Below are 26143 nucleotides of genomic sequence, written 5' to 3' on the forward strand. Positions count from 1 at the left end.
GGGGACGCGGCGGGGAGGACCCGGCCGGGCCGGACGGCCGTCTCAGCGATCGGCCGGGGCCGGGACGAGGCCGTCGGCGACGAGGCCGGCGAGCACCGCCTCCCCCAGGGCGTGGACCGCGGACCGGGGTCGTACCATGACCGTGATCTCCTTGATCAGCCCGGCCTCGTCGAACTGGAGCAGGTCCATGCCGTGGATCTGCCTGCCGCCCGCGACGGCGCGGAACAGCAGCACGGCCGACGGGGCCTCGGCACCGTCCGTGCCGGTCTCGGCGAAGCCCTCCAGGGACCCGACGTAGCGGAAGTCCTCGAAGACGCGCAGCAGGACGCCGAACAGCCCCAGGACCGCGTCCGGCCCCTCGAAGGGGGTGAACGTCACCGGGCTGTGAAGACGGACGTCCCCGGTGAACTGCGCCGCCAGCGCGGGGAGATCGCCCTGCTCGACGGCGGCCCGGAACCGGTCTGCACTTCCCATGGGACACTTCCTTACTCAATAATCTGATTAGTCATATATTTGAGTATCATGACAGGCGTTCGCAGGACAGAGGGAGGAAGGCACCGATGGCGCTACGGCACGCCGTGCTGGCGGCGCTCCTGAACGAGGAGCTCAGCGGATACCAGCTCGCCAAGGCCTTCGACGTCGGCGTGGCCAACTTCTGGCACGCCCTCCCCCAGCAGCTCTACGCCGAACTGGCCGGGCTGGAGCGGGAGGGGCTGGTCTCGGGCCGGGAGGTCGTCCAGGACACCCGTCCCACCAAGCGCCTGTTCACCGTCACCGAGGCCGGTCTCGCCGAGCTGACCCGGTTCGCGGCGACCGCCGACAGGCCGTCTTTCATCCGCGACGACCTCCTCGTCAAGGTCCAGGCCGCCGACCACCTCGACCCCGGCGAGCTCGTCGGGCGGCTCCTCGAACGGGCCGCCCTCGCCGACGCCAAGATCGAGCTCTTCGGCGGGCTCCTGCGGCGGATGCGCGGCGACAGGGACGAGGAGGACTTCCTGCGTCACGGCGACCGCGTCGGCCCCTACCTGACCTGCCTGCGCGGCCTGGCCTTCGAACAGGGCAACCGGGACTGGTGCCACCGGACCGCGGCCGTCCTGCGGGAGAGGCGGGCCGCCCGTGTCCCCCGCTGAGCCCCCGCGCTACGTCGCCCTGGGCGACAGCCAGACCGAAGGACTCGGCGACGGCGACGAGGTCGCCGGCCTGCGCGGATGCGCCGACCGGCTCGCCGAGCACCTGGCCGCCGACGCCCCCGGTCTCCTCTACGCCAACCTCGCCGTACGCGGGCACCTCGCCGCCCAGGTCCGCGCCGGGCAGCTCCCCGCCGCCCTCGCCCTGCGGCCCGACCTCGCCACCGTCGTCGCCGGGGTCAACGACATGCTGCGGCCCCGCTTCGACGCCGACGAGGTCGGCGCCCACCTGGAGGCGATGTTCGCGGCCCTCACCGCGCAGGGCGCCCGCGTGGCGACCGTCACCTTCCCCGACATCACCCGGATCATCCCGGTGGCCCGGCCGCTGTCCCCCCGCGTCGCCGCCCTCAACCACCACATCCGCGCCGCGGCCCGCCGCCACGGCGTCGTCGTCGCCGAGGCCGCCTACCACCCGGTCGTCGTCGACCCGAGGCTGTGGACCGTCGACCGCCTGCACGCCACCCCCCTGGGACACGAGCGGATCGCCGCGGCCATCGCCCACGCGCTCGACCTGCCCGGCAGCAGCGACTCCTGGACGCATCCCCTGCCCGCGCCGCCGGCCGCCCTGTCCCGGTGGGACGCCACCGTCCACGAACTCCGCTGGGCGAGGACCTTCCTGGGCCCCTGGCTCGGCAGGCGCCTGCGCGGCCGCTCCTCCGGCGACGGCCGCATGGCCAAACGCCCGGACCTCGCGCCGTTCCTGCCCGTCCAGGAACCCCGCGCGCAGGGCGGGGGGGAGAACCGGACCGGCACGCGCCACCCCTGACGGGGGCACCTTCGCCCGGGGCCAGCCCGGACGGGCACGTCACCCCCGTCACCCCCGTGACCGCCTCCACTCGTGCAGCAGCAGCCACACCAGGTAGGTGCCGCCCAGGGAGCCCGTCATCACGCCGACGGGAAGCTGGGACGGCTCGATCACGCGTTGCGCCGCCAGGTCGCAGACGAGCAGGAGCGTCGCCCCCATGAGGGCGGAGGCCATCGGCCCCGGCCCGGTGGCGCCGGTGAGCCTGCGGGCGAGCTGCGGCGCGGCCAGCGCGACGAACGGGATGGGGCCGCCCGCGACCGTGGCCATGGCGGTCAGCGCGACCCCGGCCAGCATCAGGGCGAGCTTGGAGCGCTCGACGCGCACGCCCAGGGAGACGGCGGCCTCGTCGCCCATCTCCATCATGCGCAGGCGGCCGCCCAGCCACAGCGTCCACGCCATCAGCGGCACGAGGGTGAGCAGGAGCAGCCACACGTGCTCCCACGAGCGGCCGTTGAGGTTGCCGGTCATCCAGGTGACCGCGATGTGGGCGTCGGCGAACTCGGCGCGGGCGACGAGGTAGGTGTTGGCCGCCACCAGGCCGCCGTTGACGGCGATGCCGACCAGGATCAGCCGGTAGCCCTCGACGCCTCCCCGGAAGGCCAGCAGGTAGACCACGAGCGAGGTGGCGAGCCCGCCGAGCAGCGCGCCGGTCGCGACGGCGACCATGCCGCCGCCCAGCACGATGATCTGGATCAGCGCGCCGGTGGAGGCGCCGGTGGTGAACCCGACGATGTCGGGGCTGCCCAGCGGGTTGCGCGACAGGCTCTGGAAGACGGCGCCCGCGGCCCCCAGGGCGGCCCCGGCCAGCAGCGCGGTCAGCACCCGGGGCAGGCGGAGGGTCTGCACCGCGAACTCCTGCGCGCGGGTGCCCTCACCCAGGAGCGTACGGAGCACGTCGGCCGGGACGATCTCGTAGGTCCCGGTGCCGATCGCGACCACGGCGGCGGCGGCGAGCACGGCGAGCAGCCCCAGGCAGACCGCGACCGTGCGTCGGTCCCAGCGCAGCGCGATCCGCCCGCCCCGGGTGCGCAGCGTCACGCTCCCCGCGGGGGCCCGCCCCTCCGGCGGCGCGGGCCTGCGCGGGGACTCCGGTGAGGGCGCGGGGTCACGCGAGGTGAGGGGTGCCGGGGGAACGCCGGTTCTGCCCCGGCGGGGGGCGGGACTCATAGCTGGGCGATCCTGCGCCGGCGCACCAGCGCGACGAAGACCGGCATGCCGAGGAAGGCGGTGACGATCCCGGCCTCCAGCTCGTCCGGCCACAGCACCAGCCGCCCGGCGATGTCGGCCAGCAGCAGCAGGACCGGCCCCAGCACGAGGCAGTAGGCCAGGATCCACCGGTTGTCGGCGCCGACGAGCAGGCGGGCGGCGTGCGCGACGATCAGCCCGACGAAGCCGATCGGCCCGACCGCGGCGGTGGCCGCCCCGCACAGCAGGGTGACGGCGATCGCGCCGAGGATCCGGACCCGGCCCGGGGAGACGCCGAGCGCCCGGCCGGCCTCCTCGCCGAGGGCCAGCGCGTTGAGCGGCGCGCCGAGCAGCAGGGCGATCGCGATGCCGATCGCCGTGAACGGGGCGATCTTCACCGCGACCGACAGGTCGTGCCCGGCCAGCGCCCCGGTCCCCCAGTGCCGGAACTCCTCGAACGCCTCGGGGTCGAACAGGACCAGCGCCTGGGTGGAGGAGGCCAGCGCCGCGCTGACCGCCGTCCCGGCCAGCGCCAGCCGTACCGGGGTGGCACCGGCCCTGCCGCTCGCGCCGAGCAGGTAGACGACCAGCGCGGCCAGGGCCGAGCCCGCGAAGGAGGGCCAGATGTACCCCTGGAGCGCCGTGACGCCGAAGAGGCCGATGGTCGCCGCGATCGCGATCACCGCGCCCGCCTCCACCCCGAGCAGGCCCGGGTCGGCCAGCGGGTTGCGGGTGAGCGCCTGCATGAGCGCGCCCGCCAGGGCGAGCGAGGCGCCCACGGCGACGGCCAGGAGCGTGCGGGGGATGCGGTGGTCCCAGATGATCACGGCGGCGTCGGAGCCGTCGCCGTGGGCCAGCAGGCGCAGCACGTCGGCCAGGGGGATGCCCTTGGAGCCGACGGCGACGCTCGCGGCCACGGCGACGGCCAGCAGGCCGGTCGCGACCAGCAGGCCGCCGGCCCGCCAGGCGGTGCCGCGCGCCCGTTCCGCGACGGGCCCCGGCGCCGGGGAGACCGGGGAGCGGGTGGGCGCCGGGGGGGCCGGAAGGGCCACGTCAGTCCTCGTCGGGCTCGTCGTGGTGGTCGAGGTTGACGGTGCCGCGCTTCCAGTAGCCGTCGACGTCCATCCAGTCCTTCTCGTGCCCGCTCGCGCGCAGGTGACGGCGGATGGGGGTGAGCACGCCCGCCTCGCCGACGATCCAGACGAACCCGTCGCCGGGCGGGAACTCGACCCCGCGTACGGCCCGCTCCAGCACGTCGGAGGCGCCCGGGGCGGCGCCGTCGCGGTGCAGCCACGTCAGGGTGACGTCGGCGGCGCTGGTGAGGTGCTGCTCCTCGCGGGCGTCGGCGACCTCGGCGAAGGCGATGACCTTCTTCCCCGCGGGCAGGGCCTCCAGCCAGCGGGCCAGCGCGGGCAGGCCGGTCTCGTCGGCGCCCAGCAGGTACCAGTCGAAGTCGTCGGGGACCACGATGGAGCCCCGGGGACCGAGCACGCCGATCTTCTTGCCGGGCTCGGCCCGGGAGGCCCAGGTGGAGGCGGGGCCGTGACCGTGGATCACCATGTCGATGTCGAGCTCGGCGGGCGAGGTGGCGGTGCGGGGCCGGTGGTGGCGGACGGTGTAGTCGCGGAAGGTGGGCCGGGGGGCGCCCGGCGGCAGCTCCCAGCCGTCGGGGCCGATCGTCGGCATGACCGGCAGGTCGGCGCCGTCCTCGGGGAAGAACAGCTTGACGTGGTCCTGGGGCTGCTCGGTGCGGAACCCCTCCAGGGCCTCGCCGACGAGGGTCACGCGCACGGTCGTGGGGGTGATCCGCTCGACGCGGCCGACCTCCAGGACGCGGGGTTCGATGTCGAAGTCGACGATGTGCGTCTCATGCATGGCGGGGATCGTCCTTAGGAGAGCTTCGAGAGGATGGCGTCGAGCTGGCCGACGATCGCCAGCGCGCCCTTGTAGCTGTACTGGTAGCCGTAGCTGATCGGGTACACCCTGCCCTCCTTGGCGGCGGGCAGCAGCTTCCACGAGCCCTGCTCCAGCAGCTTGCCGGTGGCGGGGTCCGGCTTGCCGTCGGGGCCGGCGCCGTAGAGGATGGCGGAGGTGTCCTTGAGGCGGGAGATCTGCTCGAACGACAGGCGCACCCCGCGGTTCTCACGCTCGGCGGTCGCCACCTCGGAGAATTTCAGGCCGGCCTCCTCCATGAACAGGCCGGGCCAGGAGACGGGGGAGTTGGCGACGAACCCCTCGGGGCCGCCCTCGGCGTAGTCCCAGGTGGTCTTGGCCAGCACGTCGGCGTGCCTGCTCTTGATGTCGGCGACCTTGGCCTTGTACTCGGCGATCTTGGCGGTGAGGACGTCCTCCTTGCCGACGGCCTCGGCGATCTTCGGCAGCGCCTCGCGCACCTCGGCCGGGTTGTCGGTGACGATGAAGACCGTGGGGGCGATCTCGCTCAGCTTCTTGTAGCCGAAGTCCTCGTCACGCCGCTGGGTGCTGATGATCAGGTCGGGGTTCAGGGAGAGCAGCTGCTCGTAGTTGATCGCCGTCTCGTTCTCGCCGACGACCGGGATCTTCTGCAGCTCCGCCCAGTCCTCGGGCGCGTAGTCGCTCTCGAACTCCTGGAGCACGCCGACCGGCTTCACGCCGAGCTCCAGCAGCTCGGCGGTGGTGTTGAACAGCGAGACCACGCGCTGGGGGGCGGCGGGGACCTCGACGGCCCCGTTGACGGTCTGCAGGGTCTTCGTCCCGGCGGCGGACGGCGAGGCCGCCGGGGCGGCGCCGCTCGACGCGGGGCCCTCCTGGGCGGGGGCCGAGGATCCGCAGGCGGCGGAGACGGTCATCAGGCCGGCGACGAGCAGGCCGAGGACGCCCCTGCGGAGAAGACGGTCAGGGCGCATGGTGTTACTCCTGGTTTCGGTGACGGGTGTCGGTGACGGTGACGGTGACGGGGGCCGGTGTCGGTGACGGGGGTCGGTGACGGTGTCGGTGACGGTGACGGTGACGGGGGCCGGTGTCGGTGACGGGGGTCGGTGACGGTGTCGGTGTCGGGTGTCGACGGCGGGTCTGGGGGGCGGGAACGGCTTCGGTGACCGGACGCGGGGACGCGGCGAGGCGGGACCGGCGCGGCGGGCCGGGCCGGCCGTCACGGCTCCACCCGGCCCTCGCGCAGCCGTACCAGCCGCGGCAGCAGGTCGATCGTGGAGCGGCGGTGGGCGACGACGATGAGCGTGCGCCCGCGCCGCAGCGAGGCCAGCGCCGTCTCCAGGCGCCGCCCGGTGTCGGGGTCGAGGTCGGCGGTGGCCTCGTCCAGGACCAGTACGGCCGGGTCGACCAGCACCGCCCTGATCAGCCCGAGGATCTGGCGCTGCCCGGCCGACAGGTCCCCGGCCGGGCTGTCGAGGCCGTCGGGCAGGGAGGCGGCGAAGCCGGACAGGCCCAGCACCTCCATCGCCGCCTCGATCTCGTCGCGGCCCGGCTCCCCGGGCATCAGGACGAGGTTGTCGAGCACGCTGCCGGGCACGACGTGGACGTCCTGCGGGATCAGCACGATGCGCCGGCGCAGCTCCGCCGGGCAGACCTCGCGCAGGTCCACGCCGCCGAAGGTGACCCGGCCCCCGTCCGGCGCGTAGAGGCCGGTGAGGATCTTCGACAGGGTGGTCTTGCCCGAGCCGGTCTCTCCCACCAGCCCCACGTGGTCGTGGGCGGCGAAGGCCGCCGACACCCCGTGCAGCACCGGCGTGCCGCGGTCGTAGGCGTAGGTGACGTCCTCGGCGACCAGCTCGCCCCGGGCGGGCAGCCGCGCCGTGCCGCCGGTGGGCGCGCCCGCCGCGAGCAGCTCCAGCAGGCGGGCCATGCCGGTACGGGCGCTCTGGGCCTCGCCGGCGAGCTGGGAGAGCTCCTCGAAGCCCTCGAACAGGGTGCGGCAGGCCAGTACGAACACCACCACCCCGCCGACGCTGAGCCGGTCCTCGGCGACCAGCCAGGCCCCCGCGGCGAGCAGCGCGGCCATGGTGACGCCCTCGGCGACGACCACCGCGCCGAGCCGCGCCTCGACGCGGGTGGCGCGGCGCTGCGCGGCGACGGCGGCCTCGTTGTCGCGGGCGAAGCGGCCCAGCCACGCCGGGAGCCCGCCGACCGAGCGCAGCGCGCCGCGGGCCTGGAGCGTCTCGGCGAACGTGGCGGCCGTGGTGGCCTCGGCCCCGGCGTAGGCGCCGAACGCCGGGCCCGCGCCCCACACGAACCACCGGGTGACGAGCAGCGCGGGCGGCAGGAAGACGGCGGTCACGGCCAGGGCCAGCGGCCAGGAGTAGCCCAGCAGCACGACCGAGGTGAACCCGAGCGTGGCGACGACCCCCAGCAGGTTCGGCAGCGAGTCCCGGACGAAGGTGGCCAGCTCGGCGACCTCCCCGGTCGCCCGCTGCAGCAGCGAGCCGCCCCGGTGGGCCTCCAGGAACCGCAGCGGGGCGGCGGCGAGCCGCTCCACCACGCGCTCGCGCAGGTCCCGTACGACGTGCTCGCCCGCGCTCGTCAGCATGACGGCGGCGAAGCGCGCCAGGACCGCCTGCCCGGCGACCACGCCGGCCAGCAGCGCGACCGCGGTGAGCATGCGGTCGCGGTCCCCGGCCAGCAACGCGTCGGTGGCCATGCCGATGATCGGCGCGACCGCCGCCAGGGCGGCGCTGTCGGCGACGCTCAGCGCCAGCGCGACCGCGATCCGCCCCCGGTGCGCGGCCAGGTACGGCCGGGCGCGCCGCAGCACCCGTGCCTGGTCCGGCTCGTCCGACAGCGTCGTCACCTCGGCCACGGTGTGCCGCCCTTCCGCCGGTTCGCGGCGTTCGTCTCACGTGCGGGCCGTGCGCGCTCACGCATGGGCCACCTCCGCCGGGGCCAGGTCGACGACCCGGTCGGCCGCCTGGAGGACCTGGGGGCGGTGACCGGCGAACACGATCGCCGTACCGGGGTGGCGGGCGCGCAGCCGGGTGACGACCAGGGCCTCGGTGCCGGTGTCCAGGGCGGAGGTCACGTCGTCGAGGAGCAGTACCGGCGGACGCCCGAGCAGGGCCCTGGCCAGCGCGAGCCTCTGTGCCTGCCCGCCGGACAGCGCCGACCCCCGCTCCCCCACCTCGGTCTCCAGCGGCAGGTCGACGGCGGCCGTGTGGCAGGCCTCGCGCAGGTCGGCGTCGTCGAGGTCGCGGCCCAGGCGCAGGTTGTCGGCGATGGTGCCCGAGACCAGCACCGGGCGCTGCGGGACGAGCACCAGGTGGCGGGCGGCGTCGTCCGGGGCGGCCCGCCTGAGGTCGGTGCCGCCGTAGGTGACGGTCCCGGCGCGGGGGTCCTCGGCCCGGCACAGCAGGCGCAGGAGCGTGGACTTGCCCGAGCCGACCGGCCCGGTGACGGCCACGAACTCGCCGGGGGCCACGGTCAGGTCCATCCGCCGCGAGGGCAGCTCCACCCCGGTGGCGACGAGGTCGCCGACCGGCGGCAGGGCCACCGGGACGGCCGGTCCGGGCACAGCGGGCCGCTCGGCGAGCACCTCGGTGATCCGGCCGGCGGCGACGAGCGCCTGCCGCCGGTCGATGAGCCGGTCGACCGACACCCGTACCGCCAGGGTGATAGTGATCATCCACATGGTGAACGCGGTGAGGGCGCCGACGGTGAGGCGGCCCTCCAGCACGGCCAGGCCGCCCAGCCCGACGCCGGCCACCACGGCCAGCCGGGGGACGGCGGGACCCAGCGCCGACCAGGTCGCCGAGACGCGCCCGGCCCTCATCGTGGCCGCGAGCACCGCCGCGCTGTGCCGGTGGTGGCGGCGTACCAGGACGCCCTCCCCGCCGAGGCCGCGCACGGCCGCGCTCGCCGACAGCAGGTCCTCCACGGCGTCCGCCCGGTCGGCGTGCGCTCCGGAGAGCTCCTCCAGCGCCCGGGACAGGCGCCGGGGGAAGGCGACGTTGACCGCGACGAGGAACGGGATCGCGCCGAGCGTCACGTACAGCAGGACCGGGTCGAGCGAGAACAGGGCGGGCAGGACGACCGCGAAGGTGGTGCCGATCACCGCCCAGGTGGGCACCCCGTGGATCCAGACGCGCACCAGGTCGGTGTCGCGGGTGGTGCGCATGACCAGGTCGCCGTGGCCGAGGTCGTCGCGGTCGAGCGTGGCGACGTGCCGGATCAGGCGGGTACGCAGGGCGGCGCCGGCGCGGGCGTCGGCCAGGTTCGCCCACCACGCCCAGCCGGTGAGGCCGGCCCAGTGCGCGAGGGAGAGGGCGGCCACGACCAGCGCCCACCGGACGGTGACGGCGACGTCGCCGTTCCCGATGCCCTCGTCGAGGGCCCGCTGGACGCAGACCGGCACGGCCAGCAGCGCGAGCTGCCGCACGATCGAGGAGGCCGTGGACAACGACAGCGGCCCCCGCTGTTCGAGCAGCGTCCGGCGCAGCAGCGTCCGGGCGGGCGTCGGCCCGGGCGGCGTGACGGTGTCCGGGCCCGTGACGGCGTCCGGGCCCGTCGCGGTGTCCGATTCCTTCGCGGCGGCCGGTCCGGTCGCGGTGCCCGGTCCCGCCGTGGTGCCCGGTCCCGCCGTGGTGCCCGGTCCTGTTGTGGTGCCCGGTCCTGTTGTGGTGCCCGGTTCCCTTGCGGTGTCCGGTCCCGCCGAGGGGGTGTACGGGTCGGCGGGGATCATCGGGGGTTCTCCTCGGTCGGTGCGCCCTCGCGCGGCCCGTGCAGGGCGCGGTCGACGATCGGGCCGATCACGGCCAGGGCGCGCGGTGAGAGCAGTTCGCCGTGCAGGAAGTCCACCGGGTGGTCGTCGATGACGCCGTCCACGTGGGCGGTCCACTGCCGGAACTCCCCCAGGTCGTCGCGCTCGGCGGCGGCGGTGACGAACAGCACGTCCCCCCGGTAGGGGGCGTAGGTGGCGCCCAGCAGCAGGTCCATGCAGGAACGGTGGACGGCCTCGATGGCCGCGACCGTGGCGTCGTCGAAGTCGGCCATGACCCCGGCCGACTCGCGCAGCCCCTCCAGGAAGTCGGCCGTCTCCTGCCTGCTGAGCAGGTCGAGCTCCTCGGGGTCGCGCCCGGCGTCCTGCTCGGCGTCCATCGGGAAGGTGTCGAGCAGGCCGAGGAAGGCGACCTTCTCGCCCTGGGCCTGCAGCGCGGTGGCGACGGCGTAGGCCACCTGCCCGCCGAAGGACCAGCCGAACAGGTGGTAGGGGCCGTTCGGCTGGACGGCGCGGATCCGCGCCGCGTAGTCCCGGCCCAGCTCCTGCATCGTCGCGGGGTGGAAGTCCTCCCCCGACAGGGCCGGGGCCTGGATGCCGTAGACGGGACGGCGGGCGTCCAGGTACGGCAGCAGCCCCCCGTACAGCCAGCCGAACCCGGCGGGCGGGTGCGCGCAGAACAGCGGGGGCAGGTCACCGGAGGCGCGCAGCGCCAGCATGACCTCGAACCCGCCGGGGCCACCCGGGCCGTCGGGACCGCCGCGCGCCAGGTGCTCGGCGAGGGCGGCCACCGTGGGACCGGCCATGACGGTGGCGAGCTTCAGGTCCCCGCCGAGCTCGGCGCGGATCCGGGCGGCCAGGCGCATCGCCAGCAGCGAGTGCCCGCCCAGCTCGAAGAAGCCGTCGTCGACGCCGACCCGGGGCAGCTCCAGCACCTCGGAGAAGATCCGGCACAGGGCCTCCTCGCGGGCGTCGCGCGGCGCCCTGGAGGTGGCCGTGGCGGCGAAGTCGGGTTCGGGCAGCGCGCGCCGGTCGAGCTTGCCGTTGACGGTCAGCGGCAGCGCCTCCAGGACGACGAACGCCGAGGGCACCATGTGGGAGGGGAGCCGCTCCCGCAGCGCCTCCACAAGCTCCCGCGTCCACTCCCGCCCGTCCCGCACCTCTCGCGCACCCTGCACGTCCTGCGCACCCTGCATATCCTGCACGTCCTGCGCACCCTGGGCGTCCTGGGCGTCCTGGGCGTCCTGGGCGCTCCGAGTGTCCCGAGCGCTCTGGGCGTCCCGGGCGCCGGGGACCCCGGCGGGGACGACGTAGGCGACCAGGCGGGGCACCGGACCCGGCAGGGCGACCACCGCGACCTGCCCGACCCCGGGCTCCTCGGAGACGGCCGTCTCGATCTCGCCGAGCTCCACCCGGAACCCGCGGATCTTGACCTGGTCGTCGGTACGGCCCAGGAAGTCCAGGGTGCCGTCGGCGCGCCACCGGACCAGGTCGCCGCTGCGGTACATCCTCTCCCCCGCCTGGAACGGGTCGGCCACGAACCGCTCGGCGGTCAGGTCCGGCCGGTTCAGGTAGCCGCGCGCCAGGCCCACGCCGGTGATGTACAGCTCGCCGGCGACCCCCGGCGGCACCGGCCGGAGCCGCCCGTCGAGCACGTACACGCGGGTGTTCCAGATCGGGCGCCCGACGATCGGGGTGACGCTGTCGCCGGTGCCGCCGCCGAGGGTGTTGATGGTGTACTCGGTCGGCCCGTAGAGGTTGTAGCCCAGCGTGCCCTCGGTGGTCCGCAGCCGCTCCCACAGCGCGGCCGGGACGGCCTCGCCGCCGAGCAGCACCAGCGGCGGCACGTGCCCGGCGTCCAGCAGGCCGTGCTCCAGGAGCTGCAGGCCGTACGACGGCGTCACGTTGATCACGTCGACGAGGTGGGCGTGGCAGTAGTCGGTGAGGATCCGCGCGTCACGGCGCATCTCCTCGTCCAGCACGTGCACCTCGTGGCCCTCGACCAGCCACAGCAGCTCCTCCCACGACATGTCGAAGGAGAACGACACGGTGTGCGCGACGCGCAGCCGCCTGCCGGCCTCGGCGACCACCGGGTCGAAGATCTCGGCGCGGTGGTTGAACTGCATGTTCGTCAGGCCCGCGTAGGGGACGACGACGCCCTTGGGGCGGCCGGTGGAGCCGGAGGTGTAGATCACGTACGCCGGGTGGTCCGGGGAGAACTCCCGGTCCGGGTTCTGGCCGGGGAACCCGCCGAGGCCGGCGAGGTCTGCGGGGGTGAGCACGCACAGCGGCGCGGCGTCGGCGATCATGTGCTCGATCCGGGCGGCGGGCAGGTCCGCGTCCAGCGGCAGGTAGGCCGCCCCGGTCTTGAGGACCGCGAACAGGGCCGCGACCATGTCCGCCGAGCGGGGCAGCGCCAGCGCGACGATCGTCTCCGGGGCCGCGCCGCGCCCGAGCAGCATGTGGGCGATCCGGTTGGCGCGCGCGTTGAGCTCGGCGTAGGTGTGCCGCTCGTCGCCGAAGACCAGGGCGAGCTCGCCGGGGGTGCGCGCCACCTGCTCCTCGAACAGCCGGGCGATCGTCGTGTCCGGCACCTCGTGGGCGGTGGCGTTCCAGCCCTCCACGACCTGGTGCCGCTCGCCCGCGGTGAGCGGGTCCAGCGCGCCGACCCGCACCGACAGGTCGCCGGCGACCTGCTCCAGCAGGCGGGTGAAGCGGGCCAGCATCGCCTCGGCCAGCGTCCGGTCCACCAGGTCTGGCCGGTAGGCCAGCGACACCTTCAGCGTCTCGTCGGGGGTCACCACCAGCGTCAGCGGGTAGTGCGTGCCGTCCACGCCGTCCATCTCGGTGATGCCGTACGCGGCGGTGATCCGCTCGCGTTCCTCCTCGTCGCTGCCGAAGTTGCGCAGCACGTAGAGGGTGTCGAAGAGCCGGCCGAGCCCGGCGGCCCGCTGGATCTCGCTCAGGCCCAGGTGGTCGTGGGCCATGACGGCCGAGCGGTTGCGCTGGATGCGCACCAGCAGCTCCAGCAGCGTCTCGTCCTCGTCGACGGCGACGCGGACGGGCACCGTGTTGAGGAACAGGCCGATGGTGGTCTCCACGCCCTCGATCTCGGCGGGGCGTCCCGACACGGTCGCGCCGAAGACCACGTCCCCGGTGCCGGTGACGGCCGACAGCACCAGCGCCCAGGCGGCGTTGAGCAGCGTGTTCAGGGTGAGCCGGTGCCGGCGCGCCTGGTCGGCCAGGTCGCGGCCCAGCCGTCCCGGCAGTTCCGCCTGCACGTTCCCGGGGACGACCGCGGCCGCCCCCCTGTCGGCGGGCGCCAGCAGCGTCGGCTCGGCGAGCCCCGCCAGCGCGTCCTTCCAGGCCGCGAAGCCGACGGCCCGGTCCTGGCACGACAGCCACTCCAGGTAGGCGCGGTAGGGCGTGACCGGCGCGGGCTCGCGTCCCTCGTAGAGCTCGAACAGCTCCCGCAGGAACAATCCCTCCGACCAGCCGTCCCACAGGATGTGGTGGTGGATCATGACCAGGACGTGGTGGTCGCCGGCCAGCCTGATGAGGGTGAGGCGCATCAGCGGCGGGTCGGCGAGGTCGAAGCGGGCGGCGCGGTCGGCGACGAGGATCTCCTCGACCCTGGCGTCCTGGTCGGCCTCCCCCGACAGGTCGATCTCGGTGAGCGGCGGCTCGGCGTGACGCGGCACGAACTGCACCGGCCGGTCCAGGCCCTCGTGCCAGAACCCGGCTTTCAGGTTGGGGTGCCTGCGCATCAGCGCCCGGCCGGCCTCGCGCAGCCGGCCGGCGTCCATGGGGCGGCGCAGGCACAGGAAGTTCTGCACCGTGTAGACGTCCAGGGCGTTCTCGTCCACGCTCGCGTGGAACAGCAGGCCCTCCTGCAGCGGGGCGAGCGGCAGCACGTCGACCGGGTCGGCGGGCAGGGCGTCGAGCTGTGCCTGGGTCAGCGCGACCAGCGGCACGTCCGACGGCGTGAGCACGTCGGCGCCGGCGAGCTCCCGCAGCGCGCCGGCCCAGTCGGCCGCCAGCTCCGCGAGCCACGCCTGCGGCAGGACCGGCGAGGTCCAGGTGACGCTGAGCGAGGGGCCCTCGGGCCGGTCGTGGGTGACGGCGTCGATCTCCAGCCCGTACGGCGACACGTGCGCCTCGGGCAGCGGCCCGTAGGGCTCGGCGGCGATCGTCCAGTCCTCGGGGCGGTCCACGCCGAAACGGCCCAGGTAGTTGAAGAGGATCTCCGGGCGCGGCGTCGCGGCGAGCGCGGGCGCGGTCTGCGGGTTGAGGTGACGCAGCATCCCGTACCCGAGCCCGTCGCCGGGCACGCTCCTGAGCTGTTCCCTGACCCGCTTGAGCGCGTCCACGGGCGTGCCGGGGCCGCCGTCCAGCAGGACCGGGTACAGCGAGGTGAGCCAGCCGACCGTGCGCGACAGGTCGAGGCGGTCGTGGGCGCGGCCGTGGCCCTCCAGGTCCACGAGGGTCGCGCCGCCGGTCCGCCTGCGCACGGCCCAGGCGAGCGCGGCCAGCAGCAGGTCGTTCATGGTGCTGCGCGACTCCAGCAGCCGGCGGGTGTGCCCGGGCTCCAGCGTCGTCTCCACGACGGCGGGACCGGCCGCGCCGGCCTGTCCGGTCGTGCCGGGCGCACCGGTGGGGGCCGCGGGGCCGGTGAGGATCGCGGGGCCTGCCGGTGTGCCGTACCCCGCAGGGAGGGGAACGGGCGCGGGGCCGGTCAGGCGCGGGACGGGGGGTGAGCCCGCGGGCGGGGTGAGCGTGGCGAACCAGTGGCCGAACTCGGCCAGCCGCTCGGGGCTCTGGGCCTCCTGCGCCACCTGCCGCGCCCACCGGCGCAGCGAGGTGGGGACGGCCTCGGGTGCCGTGCCCGAGATCGCGGTGGCCAGGTCGCCGACGACGATCCGCCAGGAGACGCCGTCCACGACCAGGTGGTGCAGGACGATCAGCAGGCGGCCGGGCTCGCCGGGTCCGAGGTCGAACCAGACGAGCCGGGCCATGACGCCGGCGTCCGGGTCGAGCCCGGCCACGGCCGCACCGTACTCCCGCTCGAGGTCGTCGAGCCCCTCGGCCCGCCGCACCGCCACGGCGGCCTGCTCGGTGTCCTGGACCGAGGTGGTCCAGATCACCGGGTGCGCGCGGGTGAGCTGCAGCCGCAGCCCGTCGTGCCGGTCGAGCACGGCCCGCCAGGCCGCGCCGATGCGCTCGGCGTCCAGGCCCGCCGGTACGCGCAGCAGCCTGGCCTGGTGCACCCTCTCGATCGGTCCGCCCTGCTCGCGCAGCCAGTGCGTGATGGGCAGCAGGGCCGGCGGCCCGGAGTCGTCGTCCGGCTCCTGCGGCGTGCCGGCGCCGGGGCCGGTCTCGGTCGCGGTCGCCGTGGTGGTCGCGACCGAGGCCAGCCCGGCCACGGTGGGGCGTTCGAACACGTCCCGGGCGGTGATCGTCAGCCCGGCGCTCCTGGCCCTCGACACCAGGGTGATCGACATGATGCTGTCGCCGCCGAGGGCGAAGAAGTCGTCGTCGGCTCCCACCGACGCCACTCCCAGCACCTCGGCGAAGACGGCGGCCAGCGCCTCCTGCCGGGGGTCGCGGGGCGGCGCGGCCGGCGCGGCGGGCACGGCGGGTGCGGCCGGGGGTGCGGGCAGGGCCCGGCGGTCCAGCTTGCCGTTGAGCGACAGGGGCAGCGCGTCGAGCTCGACGATCAGTGACGGCACCGCCTGCGCGGGCAGGACGGTGGCCAGGTGCGCGCGGATCGCGGCGACGTCGTCGAGCCGGCCGGCCCCGCCGGTTCCACTGCTGCCACCGCTGCCGGCGGTGTCACCCGTTCCGCCGACGACGTAGCCGACGAGCCTGCCGTCGACGGGGGCGGCGGCGGCCTGACGGACACCGGGGACCGACAGCAGCGCCGCCTCGACCTCGCCCAGTTCGATGCGGAACCCACGGATCTTGACCTGGCCGTCGGTGCGGCCGAGGAACTCCACGGCTCCGTCGTGGCGGCGCCGCGCCAGGTCCCCGGTGCGGTACATCCGCCGCCCGGCCTGGAAGGGGTCGGCGACGAACCGCTCGGCGGTCAGGCCGGGCCGGTTCAGGTAGCCGCGCGCGAGCTGGACGCCCGACAGGTAGAGCTCGCCGGGCACGCCCGCCGGGACGGGGCGCAGCGCGGCGTCGAGCACGTGCAGGCCGGTGTTCCACACCGGATGCCCGATGGGGACGGTCGCGGGCCCGGTGTCGCCGTCGTACTCCCAGAAGGACACGTCCACGGCCGCCTCGGTGGGGCCGTAGAGGTTGTGCAGGGGCGCCGGTGACAGCTCCCGGAACCGGGCGGCCAGCTCCGACGGCAGCGCCTCGCCGCTGCAGAAGACCCTGCGCAGGCTGCGACAGGCCGGGACGTCGGGGTCGGTGAGGAAGGCGCGCAGCATCGACGGCACGAAGTGCAGCGTGGTGATCTCCCGGTCCCGGATGATCCGGGTCAGGTAGGCCGGGTCGCGGTGCCCGTCGGGACGGGCCAGCACCACGGACGCTCCCCGGGTCAGCGCCCAGAAGAACTCCCAGACCGACACGTCGAAGCTCGCCGAGGTCTTCTGCAGCACCCGGTCGCCGCTCTCCAGGCCGTAGTGGTCCTGCATCCAGGCGAGACGGTTGACGATCGCCCGGTGGGAGACGGCCACGCCCTTGGGGCGGCCGGTCGAGCCGGAGGTGTAGATGACGTAGGCGGGGTGCTCGGGCAGGATCTCCACACCCCGCGAGCCCACGCCCCGCGAGCCCGTGCCGTGAGCCGGGTCCGTCGAGCCCGCACCGTTCGAGTTCGTGCCGTTCGAGTTCGTGCCGGGGGCCGCGTCGTACACCGAAACGGAGGCGGGGACGGGCGGCGGGGTCACGGGCTCGCCGTCGCGGGTGACCGTCACCACGGGCACCCCGGTGCCCGTCCCGCCCTGCGCGTCCGCCTCGTGGGCCGCGACCAGGCAGACCGGTGCGGCGTCGGCCAGCATGAGCGCGCGCCGCCCGGCCGGGTAGGCGGGGTCCAGGGGCAGGTAGGCGGCCCCGGTCTTGAGGACGGCGAGCAGGGTGACCATGAGTCCCGCCGAGCGGGGCACGCTCACCGCGACGATCCGCTCGGGCCCGGCGCCCCGCTCGGCCAGCAGCCCGGCCAGCGCCTCGGCGCGCCGCTCCAGCTCGGCGTAGCTCAGCTCGGTGTACCGCAGCCCGGCGTCCTGGGGCCCGGCCTGTCCCGGCCCGCTGTCCCCGTCCTCGGCGACGACCGCCACGGCTCCCGGGGTGCGGCGGGCCTGCTCCTCGATGAGCCCGGTCAGCGTGGCCCCGGGCACCGGGTGCGCGGTCGCGTTCCAGACGCCCTCGAGGAGGGCGCGTTCGGACGGGGCCAGAACGTCGGTCTCCCGCACGGTCAGCGAGGGGTCGGCGGTGACCTGGTCCAGGACGTGCACGAGCCGTTCGGCGATCAGCTCGGCGCTGCCCCGGTCGAACAGGTCCTCGGCGTGGATGACGGTCAGCTCGATCCCGTTCTCGTCCTCGACGGCGTTCACCGCGAGGTCGAAACGGGCGAACACCCGCGCGTCGGGCTGCGGCTCCCCCAGGGAGGGCGGCGCGGCGCGGCGGTGGTACTGCGTCATCACCTGGAACAGCGGGTGCCGCGACAGCGACCGGGCGGGCCCGACCAGCTCGACGAGCCGTTCGAACGGCAGGTCCTGGTGGGCCAGGGCGGCGAGCTCGGTCTCCCTGACGCGCCGCAGCAGACCGGCGAAGGCCGGGTCGCCGGACAGGTCGGCGCGCAGCACGAGGGTGTTGACGAAGAAGCCCATCGCGTCGTCCAGCGCGGCGTCCGACCGGCCCGCGACCGGCACGCCCAGCGGGACGTCCGCGCCGCCGCCGAGCCGGCCCAGCAGCAGCGCGACGGCGGCCTGCAGCACCATGAACGGGGTGGTCCCGGTCTCGCGGGCGAGGCGGGCGACGCCCGCGCCCACCGGCGCGGGCAGCGAGCGCCGTACGAACCCTCCCCGGTAGGAGGGGGCGGGCGGGCGCGGCCGGTCGTAGGGCAGCGCCATCTCGTCGGGGATGCCGGCCAGCGCCCCGGCCCAGTACCGCTCGGCCTCCTCGGCGACCTCGGCGGGCGTCTCGCGCAGCCAGAGCGTGTAGTCGGCGTACTGCAGCGGTTCCGGCAGCCGGGGCGCGTCCCCGGCCAGCCGCGCGGCGTAGGTCTCGGCCAGGTCGCGCAGGAAGACGCCCTCCGACCACTCGTCGCTCGCGATGTGGTGGAAGACCGCCGACAGCAGGTACGTCCCGTCCGGCCGGGTGAACAGGGTGCCGCGCAGCGGGAGCTCGGCGGTCAGGTCGAAGGCGTACTCCTCGGCCCGCGCCACGGCCTCGGTGCTCCAGGGTTCGACGGCCAGCGGCGGGCGTGCGTCGCCGATCTCCTGGTAGGGGGTGCCGTCCACCTCCGGGTAGCGCGTGCGCAGGATCTCGTGCCGGTCGGCCACGTCGTCCCAGGCGCGGCGGAGGGCGGCGACGTCCAGGGGCTCGTCGATCCGCAGCGCGAGCGGGATGTTGTAGACCGGGCTCGGCCCCTGCAGGTGGTCCAGGAACCACAGCCTGTGCTGGGCGGCCGAGAGCGGGATCCGCTCGGGCCGTGCGGCCCGGGAGGGCGCGGGGCGGCCGGGACCGCTCAGGCGCGGCATGAGGCGCGCGGCCGTGCGGGCCTCGAACAGGTCGCGGATCGACACGTCGGCGCCGAGCAGGCTCCGGATGCGGTTGACGGCGCGGGCGGCCAGCAGGGAGTGACCTCCGAGGGCGAAGAAGTCGTCGTCCACGCCGACGCCGGACAGGCCGAGAAGCTCGGCGAACACGCCGGTGACGATCTCCTCGCGCCCGTCGCGGGCGAGACGGCCCCCGGTGGCGGCGGCCGGGTCGGGCAGCGCGGACCGGTCGAGCTTGCCGTGCACGCCGATCGGGAGCGCGTCCATCCGCACGACCGCGGGGACCATGTAGGAGGGCAGCCCGAGCGCGCCCGGGTCGACCTCCCCCTCGGCGACCACGTACGCCACCAGCCGGTCCTCGCGGACGACGACCGCGGCCTGGGTGACGCCCGGCTGGGCGGCGAGCGCCGCCTCGACCTCGCCCAGCTCGATGCGGTAGCCGCGGACCTTGACCTGGTCGTCGGTGCGGCCCAGGAAGTCCAGGGAGCCGTCGTCGCGCCACCGGGCCAGGTCGCCGGTGCGGTACATCCGCTCCCCGGCCCGGAAGGGGTCGGCGACGAACCGCTCGGCGGTCAGGCCGGGCCTGCTGAGGTAGCCGCGCGCCAGCCCGGCGCCCGCGATGTACAGCTCGCCGGGCACGCCAGGGGCGACCGGCCGCAGCCAGGAGTCCAGCACGTGGACGCGGGTGTTGGCGATCGGGCGGCCGATCGACGGCAGCGGGCCGTCGGCCAGCGCGGCGCCCAGCGTGTCGACGGTGTCCTCGGTCGGGCCGTAGTAGTTGTGGCCGATCACCCCGGGGGTGTCGCGGATCCGCCGCCACAGGGGCTCGGGGACGGCCTCCCCGCCGAGCAGGACCAGCAGTGGCCGGTGCGGGCCGTCCAGCAGCCCGCACTCGACGAGCTGCTCGGCGAAGGTGGGGGTGACGTCGAGGGTGTCGATCCGCTCGGCGGCGATGAGCGCGACCACGGCCTCGGCGTCGCGGCGGGTCTCCTCGTCGAGGACGTGCAGCTCGTGGCCGCACAGCAGCCAGATGAGCTGCTCCCAGGAGGAGTCGAAGGAGAACGAGGCGGTGTGGGCCGCGCGGAGCCGCCGCCCGCCCGCCGCGCGGACCGCGTCGGCGAAGACGGTGTCGCGGTGGTCGCGGTAGAGGTTGGTCAGGCCCCGCTGGGTGATCTGCACGCCCTTGGGGCGGCCGGTGGAGCCGGAGGTGTAGATGACCATGGCGAGCCGGTCGGGGTCGTGGGACACGGCGGGGTCGTGCGCGGGCCGTCCGGCCAGGTCGGGCAGCTTGGTCAGGACGAGCACGGGGCGGGCGTCCTGGAGCATCAGCGCGCGCCGCTCCTCGGGGTGGTCGAGGTCGACGGGCAGGTAGGCCGCGCCGGTCTTGAGCACGGCGAGCACCGCGACGACCAGGTCGGCCGAGCGGGGCAGCGCGAGGGCGACGAGCCTCTCCGGGGCGGCGCCGGCGTCGATCAGGGCGTGGGCCAGGCGGTTGGCCCGCTCGTCGAGCTCGGCGAAGGTGAGCGAGAGGTCGCCGCAGACGACGGCCGTCTCGCCGGGGGTGCGGGCGGCCTGCTCCCGGAAGACGTCCGCCACGCCCAGGCCGGGGATCGGCGCCTCGGTGGCGATCCACTCCCCGAGCACCAGGTCCCGCTCTGAGGCCGCACCGCCGTCGATGCCGGTGCCGGAGGTGATGCCGAGGTCGTCGCCGGTGCCTGCGGCCGGCGGGCTCAGCAGGGCGGCCGGGGCGCGGTCGAGCAGGGAGGTGAGGCGCACGGCGGGCGCGAGGGGGTCCTCGGCGAGCCGTACGGCCAGGTGGACCAGGCGGGCGGCCACGGTGCGGGCCCGCTCCTCGTCCAGGACGTCGGGGCGGTACTCCAGCACGAACGCGGGGCCGGAGCCGGAGGCCGGCAGCAGCGGGTTGCCCGCGGGCAGGACGAGCAGCGCCAGCGGGTAGTGCGTGTGGCCGCGGTTGCCCGCTCCCTCGACCCGCAGGCCGCCGGGCCCGCTCACCGTCCCGGCGGCGCCCGCCGGGTAGTTCTCGAAGACGACGAGGCTGTCGAACAGCGTGCCGAGGCCGGTGCCGGACTGGATCTCGGCCAGGCCGAGGTACTGGTGCTCCAGCAGGCGGGCCTGCTCGGCCTGGATCCGGGTCAGCGCCTCCAGCAGCGGCTCGTCCGGGCGGAGCGTGACGCGGACCGGCACGGTGTTGCTGAACAGGCCGATCATCGACTCGACGCCGTCCACCTCGGCCGGGCGGCCGGAGACGGTCGCGCCGAAGACCACGTCGTGGCGGCCGGTCAGGCCGCCGGCCAGCAGCGCCCACAGTCCCTGGACGACCGTGTTGAGGGTCAGTCCGTGTCCCCTGGCCATGCGGGTGAGGGCCTCGCCGGTCCCGGCGGGCAGCGTGAAGGCGACCTCGCGCGGCGGGACGGGGATCCGGGGCGGCTCGGCGCCGCTCAGCAGGGTCGGCCCGGTGACGCCGTCCAGCGCCTCGCGCCAGGCCGCGGCGTCGCCGCCGCCGTCACGGCGGGCCAGCCACGACAGGTAGCCGGCGTAGGGGACGGCCGGTCCCCGGGGGCCGGTGACGAGCTCGCGCAGGAACAGCGGCGTGGACCAGCCGTCCATCACGATGTGGTGGCCGGTGAGCAGCAGCCGGTGCCTGCCGGGGGCCAGGCGGACCAGGACGCAGCGCATGAGCGGCGGCGCCGTCAGGTCGAAGCGCTCGGCGAGCTCGGCGCGTTCGACGTCGGCGAGCTCCTCCTCGCGGCCGGTCAGGTCGATCTCGCGCCAGGGCAGCTCGACACGGCCCGGGATGACCTGGACGGGGCGCGACAGGCCGCGTGAGACGAAGGCGGCGCGCAGGTTGGCGTGCCGTTCCAGGGACGCCTCGACCGCGGCGCGCAGCCCGTCGACCGGCCCGCTCAGGTCGAGGTAGGTCAGCGAGGTGTAGACGTCGACCTCGTCGAAGTCGGCGTGGAAGAGCAGCCCCTCCTGCAGCGGCGACAGGGGCAGCACCTCGCGCAGGCCGGGGAAGCCCTCCTCCAGCAGGTCGGTCTCCTCCTGGGAGAGGGTGACCAGCGGCAGGTCGGCCGGGATCAGCGCGGACCGGTTCCGGGTGAACGCGACGAGCTCGGCCAGCGCGTCGCGCCAGCGGTCGATCAGCGCCTCCAGCGCGCCGTCGGCGAACACGCCGTCGGGCCGCGTCCAGCGCACGTCCAGCTCGGGGCCGGCCGGGCCCGTCGGGTCGTCGTGCACGAAGGCGTTGACCTCCAGCGCGAACGGCTCGGGCAGGTCCGGGTCGCCCTCGGCCTCGAAGGCGTCCCCGGCGGGGAAGCGGCCGAGGTAGTTGAAGAGGATCCGCGGCCGGGGCAGGCCGCCCAGCTCGCCGCGCAGGTGGCGCAGCACGCCGTACCCGATGCCGTCGCCGGGGACCTCGCGCAGGGCCGTCTTGACCCGCTTGAGCGCGTCGGCCGGGGTGCTCGCGCCGCGCAGGGGGAGGCGGACGGGGTACTCGGCGGTGAACCAGCCGACGGTGCGCGACAGGCCCGCGGAGCCCCGGCCGTGCCCCTCGAGCTGCACCAGCAGCTCCTCGCGGCCCACGGCGCGGGCGAGCGCGGTGAGCAGCAGCTCGTTGACGCGGGCGCGGGTACGCCCGGCGGCGGCCAGGAGCTCGCCGGCCTCCAGCCGCGTCGACAGCGTGCGGCGGGCACCGCCGCCACCACGGACGCCACCACCGTCACCGCCGCCGCCGTCGCCGTCGCCGTCGCGCCCGGGAGCGCGCAGGCCCGGCAGCGTCTCGGCCCCGCCCGCGGCACCGCCCGCGGCACCGCCCAGGACGCCCTTCCAGTACGGCAGCTCGTCGCCGGCGTCGTGGCTCAGCAGCCCGGTGGCCCAGGCGCGCAGGGACGTGGTGACCGGCGCGAGGGGCTCGCCGGCCAGGGCCGCCCGCAGGTCGGGCAGCAGGATGCGCCAGGACACGCCGTCCACGGCCGCGTGGTGCACCGTGACCAGGAGCCTGCCCGGCTCGCGCCGGAAGGCGGCCATCCGTCCCGCCCCCGGGTCGACCCGCTCCGACAGCGAGGCCGGGACCGTTCCCCGGGGAAGGACCTCCAGCTCCCAGCCGGAGGTGATCCGCAGGCGCAGGGCGTCGTGGTGGTCGAGCAGGACCTGGATCGCGGCCAGCACCCGGCTGTCGGGGACGTCGCCGGGCAGGTCGATCCCGGCGGTGTGGGTGTAGCCGGCGGCGGGGCCCTGCGGTCCCTCGGCCTCGCGCAGCCAGGCGATCATCGGGGTGATCGGGAGCGGGCCGGTGCCGTCCTCGGCGTGGCGCTCCGCGTCCTCGGTCACCTCGGCGACGGCCGCCAGGGCCGCGACGGTCTTGGCCTCGAACACCTGGCGCGGGGTGATGACCAGCCCGGCCTTGCGTGCCCGGCTGCAGAGCTGGATGGAGGAGATGCTGTCGCCGCCGATGGCGAAGAAGTCGTCGTCGATCCCGGCGCCGGGCAGGCCGAGGACGTCGGAGAAGATGCCCGCCAGCGTGTGCTCGGCCGGGGTGCGCGGGGTCCTGCCGGTCGTGGTGAGGACGGGGGCGGGCAGCGCGCGGCGGTCCAGCTTGCCGCGGGAGGTCAGCGGCAGCTCCTCCAGGACCACCACGGCGGCCGGCACCATGTAGTCCGGCAGCGTCGCGGCCAGGGCCTCGCGGATCCGCGCCGGGTCGGGTGCGGCGCTCCCGTCGCGGGCGGCGGTGACGTAGCCGGCGAGCAGCGCGCCCCGGACCACCACGGCGGCGCGGGCCACGCCGGGCGTACGGGCCAGGGCGGCCTCGATCTCGCCGAGCTCGACGCGGTGACCCCGGATCTTGACCTGCTCGTCGCCGCGGCCGAGGAACTCCAGGGCTCCGTCGGAGCGGCGGCGGGCGCGGTCGCCGGTGCGGTACATCCGCTGCCCGGCGTGGAAGGGGTCGGCGACGAACCGCTCGGCGGTCAGGCCGGGCCGGGCGTGGTAGCCGCGGGCCAGGCCGCCGCCGGCGAGGTAGAGCTCTCCGGCGACGCCCGGCGGGACGGGGGTCAGGCGCGCGTCGAGCACGTAGGCGCGGGCGCCGGTGAGGGGGGTGCCGACGACCGGGATCTCACCGGCGACGGGCGCCGACAGCGCGTCCACGGTGAACTCGCTGGGACCGTAGAGGTTGTACGCGCTCGTGTCGGGCAGGGCGCGGAGCCGGTCCCACAGGACGGCGGGGACGGCCTCCCCGCCCACGATCACCACCTGCGGCGCGTGCGGTCCTTCGAACACGCCCGCGTCGGCGAGTTGCAGGCAGAAGGCGGGGGTGACGTCGAGCACGTCGACGCCGTGGAAGGCCGCCGGGTCGCGGCGGGCGTCCTCGTCGAACAGGTGCAGCTCGTGCCCGGTGATCATCCACAGCAGCGGGTCCCAGGCCGAGTCGAAGGAGAAGGCGTAGGTGTGGGCGACCCGGCGCCGGGGTCCGAGGTGGAGTGTGGCGCGGTGGTGGGCCAGCAGGTTGGCCAGCCCGGCGTGGGTGACGGCGACGGCCTTGGGACGGCCGGTGGAGCCCGAGGTGTAGACGACGTAGGCGAGGTCGCCGGGGCGGACGTCCACCCCGGGGCCCCCGGCGGGGGAGGCGGGGAAGGCGGCGGAGTCGGCGATCTCGCGTTCGGTCACGACGAGCACCGGGTCGGCGTCGGCCAGCATGAAGGCGCGCCGTTCGGCGGGCAGGCCGGGGTCCAGGACCAGGTGGGCGGCGCCCGCCTTGAGCACCGCGAGGACGGCCACCACCAGGCCGGCGTTCCGCGGCAGGTCGATCGCGACGATCCGCTCGGCGGCGGCGCCGCGTGCGACGAGCAGCGCGGCGAGCCGGTCGGCCCGCTCCCGCAGCTCGGCGAAGCTCAGCCTCTCCCCGGCGGAACCGGTCGGATCGGCCGAACCCTCGGAACCCGCGAGACCTCCGGCGTCGAAGCCGCTCGCACCGGCCGAACCGGTCGCGCCGGTCGCGCCGGTCGCGCCGGTCGCGCCGGTCGCGCCGGTCGCGCCGGTCGCGCCGGTCGCGCCGGCGGAACCTTCAGGACCTTCGGAGCCGGAGGGGCGCGGGGCGCCGGAGCGGGTGACGAGCGCCACCGCGTCCGGGGTCTGGGCCGCCTGGGCCTCGAAGGCGGTGACGATCGTGGGCGCGGTGACGGGCGCGCCGGTGGCGTTGCACGCGGTGACGACCCGGTGGCGTTCGGCGGCGGTGATCAGGGGGAGCTCGTCGGCCGGGACGCGGGGGGAGGCCGCGAGCGCCGCGGCGAAGGCGGTGAAGCGCCGCGCGTGGGCGGCCAGCTCGTCCTCGTCGTACTTGCCGGGGTTGGCGTCGAGTTCCAGGACGAAGGTGTCGCCGGGCGTCTTGTAGAAGCCGAACTCCAGGTCGTCGACCGGCCCGGCGGCGAGGTTGACGGTGACGCCCTTCACCCCGGCGAAGTCGAGGGCGTAGTCGAAGGCCTTGATGTTGACCGAGGGGCCGTGCAGGCGGCGCCCGCTGCCGACCAGGTCGAGGTCGCGCTGGAGCTGCTCGCCGCGGTAGTGCTGGTGGGCGCGCGAGGCGGCGATCTCCGCGGCGGCGCGGGCGGTGAGGTCCAGCAGTGTCGACCCGGCGCCGGCGTCCAGCCGCAGCGGCAGCACGTTGACCACCATGGCGGGCACGCGCAGCGCGGCCAGGCCCATCCTCCCGGCGAAGGGCATGCCGAGCAGGACGTCGTCGGCGCCGGTCATCCGCCGCACGTACGCGGCGACCACGCCGGTCAGCGCGTCGGCCCAGGTCGCCCGGACCTCGGCGGCGGCCTTCAGCAGGTCCGCGCCGGGGAACTCCACGCGGTGCCGGACGAAGCCGTACGCCGGGGTGCCGCCCGCGAGCTCGGGCGGGGCCGGGGCGTCGGCGAGCTTGGACGTCCAGTAGTCGCGGTCGGCGGCGAAGCGCTCCGAGTCGCGGTAGGCGGCCTCCTGCTCCAGCACCTGCCGCAGCGGTCCGAACGGGCTGGGGCCGGCCTCGCGCCCGGCCGTCAGCGCGCCGTAGACCTCGGCGACGCGGCGGGCCACCATCGGGAAGCCGTAGCCGTCGAGGACCACGTGGTGGCAGCGCTGGTACCACAGCAGGCGCCGCTCGCCGACGACGTAGAGCACCTGGGCGAACAGCGGGGCCGCCGCCATGTCCACCGGCCGCGCGAGGTCCTCGCGCATCATGCGCAGCGCGTCCGCCTCGGTGGTCTCCACCACTCTGGGAGCCCAGGTCAGCCCGGGGTCGACGACCTGCCAGGGGCCGTCGGCGCCCTCCTCGATGCGCGCGTGCAGCGCGTGCGCCTCGCCGACACCGATGACGACGGCGCGGGTCAGCAGGTCGAGGTCGACGTCGCCGTCGAGCGTCACGTACTGGCCGACGTTGAAGTCCGGGGCGGCGGGGTCGATGCGCTGGGCGTACCAGACCCCGGCCTGGGCGCCGGTCAGCGCGAGCAACTCGGTGGACAAACGACTCAGGGCTCCTTCGGGAAAA

10 protein-coding genes are annotated in these 26143 nt (G+C 75.5%); 2 read left to right on the plus strand and 8 right to left on the minus strand.

Annotated elements, in window-relative coordinates:
• Positions 1–42: 42 nt before the first annotated feature.
• Entirely contained in the window at positions 43–474 is a 432-nt protein-coding gene (locus ACLQ2R_RS25910) for a nuclear transport factor 2 family protein (RefSeq protein ID WP_425963183.1), read from the minus strand.
• An 86-nt stretch (positions 475–560) separates the two neighbouring features.
• Between ACLQ2R_RS25910 and ACLQ2R_RS25915 the strand changes: the two genes are divergently transcribed.
• The gene (locus ACLQ2R_RS25915; protein ID WP_425963184.1) at positions 561–1130 is read left to right on the plus strand and encodes a PadR family transcriptional regulator; all 570 of its coding nucleotides are present in this window, start codon (positions 561–563) and stop codon (positions 1128–1130) included.
• Positions 1117–1953: an SGNH/GDSL hydrolase family protein gene (locus ACLQ2R_RS25920; protein WP_425963186.1), complete on the plus strand. Its 837-nt coding sequence runs from the start codon at positions 1117–1119 to the stop codon at positions 1951–1953. The genes ACLQ2R_RS25915 and ACLQ2R_RS25920 overlap by 14 nt, the downstream gene beginning before the upstream one ends.
• Positions 1954–2001: 48 nt before the next feature.
• Here ACLQ2R_RS25920 and ACLQ2R_RS25925 read toward each other — a convergent pair whose 3' ends face one another.
• The 7 genes from ACLQ2R_RS25925 to ACLQ2R_RS25955 all read right to left on the minus strand — a co-directional run bounded on the left by ACLQ2R_RS25925 (position 2002) and on the right by ACLQ2R_RS25955 (position 26118).
• Positions 2002–3030, minus strand: coding sequence for a FecCD family ABC transporter permease (locus ACLQ2R_RS25925; RefSeq protein ID WP_425963187.1), 1029 nt, complete (start codon positions 3028–3030; stop codon positions 2002–2004).
• Positions 3031–3155: 125 nt separating this feature from the next.
• Positions 3156–4229, minus strand: coding sequence for a FecCD family ABC transporter permease (locus ACLQ2R_RS25930; protein ID WP_425963188.1), 1074 nt, complete (start codon positions 4227–4229; stop codon positions 3156–3158).
• A 1-nt stretch (position 4230) separates the two neighbouring features.
• On the minus strand, positions 4231–5052 hold the full coding sequence (locus ACLQ2R_RS25935) for a siderophore-interacting protein (RefSeq protein WP_425963189.1): 822 nt from the start codon (positions 5050–5052) through the stop codon (positions 4231–4233).
• 14 nt (positions 5053–5066) lie between these two features.
• On the minus strand, positions 5067–6062 hold the full coding sequence (locus ACLQ2R_RS25940; RefSeq protein ID WP_425963190.1) for an ABC transporter substrate-binding protein: 996 nt from the start codon (positions 6060–6062) through the stop codon (positions 5067–5069).
• 245 nt (positions 6063–6307) lie between these two features.
• Complete coding sequence (locus tag ACLQ2R_RS25945) at positions 6308–7960, minus strand: ABC transporter ATP-binding protein (protein WP_425963192.1); 1653 nt, start codon at positions 7958–7960, stop codon at positions 6308–6310.
• A 66-nt stretch (positions 7961–8026) separates the two neighbouring features.
• Positions 8027–9844, minus strand: a complete 1818-nt coding sequence (locus tag ACLQ2R_RS25950) for an ABC transporter ATP-binding protein (protein WP_425963193.1) — start codon at positions 9842–9844, stop codon at positions 8027–8029.
• On the minus strand, positions 9841–26118 hold the full coding sequence (locus ACLQ2R_RS25955) for an amino acid adenylation domain-containing protein (RefSeq protein WP_425963194.1): 16278 nt from the start codon (positions 26116–26118) through the stop codon (positions 9841–9843). The genes ACLQ2R_RS25950 and ACLQ2R_RS25955 overlap by 4 nt, the downstream gene beginning before the upstream one ends.
• Positions 26119–26143: the final 25 nt, after the last annotated feature.

It is taken from the genome of Streptosporangium sp. DT93, from assembly GCF_049844535.1.
Lineage (GTDB): Bacteria > Actinomycetota > Actinomycetes > Streptosporangiales > Streptosporangiaceae > Streptosporangium.

What these genes read in the sequence shown, in the direction of transcription:
- ACLQ2R_RS25910 (WP_425963183.1), bottom strand. Translation starts at nt 474, where the DNA reads ATGGGAAGTGCAGACCGGTTCCGGGCCGCCGTCGAGCAGGGCGATCTC.
- ACLQ2R_RS25915 (WP_425963184.1), top strand. Translation starts at nt 561, where the DNA reads ATGGCGCTACGGCACGCCGTGCTGGCGGCGCTCCTGAACGAGGAGCTC.
- ACLQ2R_RS25935 (WP_425963189.1), bottom strand. Translation starts at nt 5,052, where the DNA reads ATGCATGAGACGCACATCGTCGACTTCGACATCGAACCCCGCGTCCTG.
- ACLQ2R_RS25940 (WP_425963190.1), bottom strand. Translation starts at nt 6,062, where the DNA reads ATGCGCCCTGACCGTCTTCTCCGCAGGGGCGTCCTCGGCCTGCTCGTC.
- ACLQ2R_RS25950 (WP_425963193.1), bottom strand. Translation starts at nt 9,844, where the DNA reads ATGATCCCCGCCGACCCGTACACCCCCTCGGCGGGACCGGACACCGCA.